The 3,670-nt window shown below is 71.7% G+C and carries 3 protein-coding genes; 2 read left to right on the forward strand and 1 reads right to left on the reverse strand.

The window, feature by feature from the left end:
- Positions 1-136: 136 nt before the first annotated feature.
- Positions 137-529, reverse strand: a complete 393-nt coding sequence (locus FNH05_RS34440) for a RidA family protein (RefSeq protein ID WP_144593038.1) — start codon at positions 527-529, stop codon at positions 137-139.
- Between the two features lie 39 nt (positions 530-568).
- Between FNH05_RS34440 and mtnA the strand changes: the two genes are divergently transcribed.
- Together mtnA and FNH05_RS34450 are read left to right on the forward strand one after the other, a co-directional pair.
- Positions 569-1,549 carry an S-methyl-5-thioribose-1-phosphate isomerase gene (gene mtnA / locus FNH05_RS34445; protein ID WP_186382880.1) on the forward strand — a complete coding sequence of 327 codons (981 nt, stop codon included), beginning with the start codon at positions 569-571 and terminating at the stop codon, positions 1,547-1,549.
- A 149-nt stretch (positions 1,550-1,698) separates the two neighbouring features.
- Positions 1,699-3,633 (forward strand): S53 family peptidase, encoded by a 1,935-nt coding sequence (locus tag FNH05_RS34450; protein ID WP_144593040.1) that lies wholly within the window; start codon positions 1,699-1,701, stop codon positions 3,631-3,633.
- The last annotated feature ends 37 nt before the right edge of the window (positions 3,634-3,670 follow it).

A 3,670-nucleotide genomic window follows, 5' to 3' on the forward strand; every position in this document is an offset into this window, starting at 1 on the left:
GGGTGCAGCGGCGGCGGGGGCGGCTCGGGCAGGTCGGCGACCAGGTTGTACCAGCGGGCCGGCAACTCGGTCTCGTCGAGGACGTACTTGGTTCGGCCGGTCATCGCGGCACCTCCCGTCGACGGAGGAATCCACGCTAGGCCAGCGCTGCCGTCACGTCGAGTTCGACCAGCTGACCGGGGTAGCCGAAGCAGGTGACGCCGACGAGGGTGCTCGCGGTGGTGAACGCGCCTGCGAGCGCGGAGCCGGTCAGCTGCCGCCATACCGCGACCAGGTCCGGCTGCGTCCCTGCCACGTAGACGACGGTGCGGACGACGTCCTCGGGCGTGGCGCCCGCGGCCTGGAGCACGCGCAGGGTGTTCGCCACCATCAGGTCCACCTGCGCGGCAAGGCCCTCGGGCACCGAGTCGTCCTCGGCGACCGGGCACTGACCGGCCAGGAAGACCAGCCGCCGGGCTTCCACGGTGGTCAGGTGGTGGTAGTGCTCGGGCGGCGCCAAGCCGGGGACGTTGTCACGGTGAATGGTCATGGCGGCATCATGGCAGGCAGACATCGGCGAGGAGGCACCGTGCGCAGGACCATCGACTGGGACGGCGGTGCCGTGATGATCATCGACCAGTGCGCCCTGCCCGCGTCCTTCGAGACCCTTCGGCTGACCACGGTGGACGAGCTGATCGGCGCGATCCGGCGGCTCGCGGTGCGGGGCGCACCGGCGCTGGGCGCCGCGGGCGCGCTCGGCACGGCGCTGTCCGCGTTCCGGCACCCCGGCGACGCCGAGGCGGTCCGTGCCGACGCCCGCAGGCTCGCGGACGCGCGACCGACGGCGGTCAACCTGAGCTGGGGCGTGCGCCGCGCGCTGACCCGGCTGGCCGAGGGGCCCGAGGCCGTGCTCGCCGAGGCGAAGGCACTCATGGACGAGGACGAACGGGTCAACCGGGAGGCCTCCCGCCGGGCGGCCGAACTGCTCCTCGACCGCTGCCCGTCGCGGCCGCTGCGGCTGCTCACGCACTGCAACGCGGGCCGCCTGGCCACCGTCGGCTGGGGTACCGCGCTGGGCGTGGTCTGGCATCTGCACGAGGCGGGGCGGCTCGAGTACGTGTTCGCCGACGAGACCCGGCCGCTGCTGCAGGGCGCGCGGCTGACCGCGTGGGAACTGGCCGAAGCCGGGGTGCCCTACCGCCTGCTGCCGGACTCGGCGGCCGCCTCGGCGATGGCGCGCGGCCTCGTCGACTGCGTGGTGGTCGGCGCGGACCGGATCGCGGCCAACGGGGACGTGGCCAACAAGATCGGCACCTACGGGCTGGCGCTGGCGGCGGCCCGCCACGGCCTGCCGTTCGTCGTGGTCGCGCCGATGTCCACAGTGGACAAGGAGCTGCCGGACGGCGGCGGCATCGTGATCGAGGAGCGGGACGCCGGGGAAGTGACCTGCGTCGCGGGGCAGCGGGTGGCACCGCCCGGGGCAACCGCTTACAATCCGGCGTTCGACGTGACCCCGGCTGAACTGATCACCGCGGTGGTCACCGAGCACGGAATCTTCCCGCCCGCCTGAATTGTCCGTTTTCCTACTTACCGGGGAAACCAGACTTTTCTGTCCCGGCCTGACGTTTTCCCGCCGCGCCGCATCTTTTTCCTTCCCCTGAGCGGTTTTCGCCTCTAATCTCTGCGCAGTTCCGCTTCTACCTCTGAGGGGAAGTCCCTGTGCGAAGAGCTCTGACCCTGTTCGTTTCGCTCGCCGTCGCCGGTGGTGTCACCGCCGCGGTGCCGAGCCTGGCCTCCGCGGAAGGGCGCGCGGTGATCCCGCAGTCCCATCCGCGCTGGGCCACGCCGGCCACCAAGGTCGCCGATTCGGCGTCGTCGTCGAAACTGAACTTCCGTGTCTACCTCGGGATGCGCGACCAGGCCGGCGCCGAGGCCGCGGCCCAGTCGGTGAGCGACCCGTCGAGCCGGAACTTCCGGCAGTACCTGTCCCCGGGCGAGGTCCGCGACCGGTACGCCGCCACGGACGGCACCGTGAAGTCGGTGCGGGACTGGCTGTCCGGAAGCGGTTTCTCGGTCGGCGCGGTCCCCTCGAACAAGGCGTATGTCGAGGCCACCGGAACGGCCGACCAGGTGGAGCGGGCCTTCGGCGTCCAGCTCGGCCAGTACCGGGTGGACGGGCAGGTGCTGCGCGCCGCCGACCGCGAACTGTCCGTGCCCGCGACGCTGGCCGGCGAGGTCCTCGGCGTCATCGGGGTGGACCAGGCCACCGCGCTGCTCAAGCCCGCGCACACCGACGGCAGCCCGAGCGACGTGCCCCCGGCGAACGGTTTCCGCAACGCCCCGCCGTGCAGCACGTACTACGGCGAGAAGACCGACACCACCGACCCGGCGTACAACGGCAAGAACCTGCCCTACGCGCCGTGCGGCTACACCCCGGCTCAGCTGCGTTCGGCCTACGGCGTCGACGGGGTCGGCGCGGACGGCAGCGGTACCACGGTGGCCATTGTGGACGCCTTCGCCTCGCCCACCCTGTACGCCGACGCGGCGGAGTACGCGCGCCGCAACGACCCGGCGCACCCGCTGCTGCGGTCGCAGTTCTCCGAGCACGTCTTCCCGACCAACCCGGCCCAGGAAGGCCCGGACCAGTGCGACGCGGCGGGCTGGTACGGCGAGCAGACGCTCGACGTCGAGGCCGTGCACGCGATGGCGCCCGGGGCGAAGATCCTCTACGTCGGTGCCTCCGACTGCCAGGACGCTTCGCTGGACTCGGCGCTGAACTGGATCGTGGCCAACCACTCCGCCGACATCGTCTCCAACTCCTACGGCGACGCGGGCGAGGACATCCCGGCCTCGCAGGTGCGCACCTGGACCCAGATCGAGATCCAGGCCGTGCTGGAAGGCATCGGCGTGTACTTCTCCTCCGGCGACAACGGTGACGAGGCGGCCCGCCTCGGCACCCCGGCGGCGGACTTCCCGGCCAGCTCCCCGTGGGTGACCGCGGTGGGCGGCACCAGCCTGGCGGTCGGCAAGGACGGCCGGAAGCTGTTCGAAACCGGCTGGGAAACCGGCAAGAGCACGCTGACCGGTGGCAGCTACGCCCCGGCGTGGCCCGGCGCTTACACCTCCGGTTCCGGCGGTGGCACCAGCACCATCTTCAACCAGCCGTTCTACCAGCGGGGCGTGGTGCCGGACCAGCTGTCCACGCAGAACCAGAACGGCAAGGCCAAGGGCCGCGTGGTGCCGGACATCGCGATGGTCGGCGACCCGAACACCGGCTTCCTGGTCGGCCAGACGCAGACCTTCCCCGACGGCGTGTACTACGACCAGTACCGCCTGGGCGGCACGAGCCTGTCCTCGCCGCTGCTGGCGGGTGTCATGGCGGTGTCGGACAGCCTGGTCGGATTCCACCACGGCTTCATCAACCCGGTCGCGTACTTCGCCGGGACCGCGATCGGGGCCATCAGCGACGTCGCTCACGTCGACGGTGCGGTGGAACGGGTCGACTACGCCAACGGCGTGGACGCTTCGGCCGGGCTGCGCACGTCGGCCCGGGTGCTCGACTACCCGAACCTGACCATCCACACCACCGGGGGCTACGACAACGTCACCGGCCTTGGCTCGCCCAACGGCCTGGCGTTCCTGCTGCTCCCCTGACCGTTCCCGCACCGGCCGCCCTCACCGCCTCGCGGTG

It is taken from the genome of Amycolatopsis rhizosphaerae (genome assembly GCF_007713715.1).
GTDB classification, from domain to species: domain Bacteria; phylum Actinomycetota; class Actinomycetes; order Mycobacteriales; family Pseudonocardiaceae; genus Amycolatopsis_E; species Amycolatopsis_E rhizosphaerae.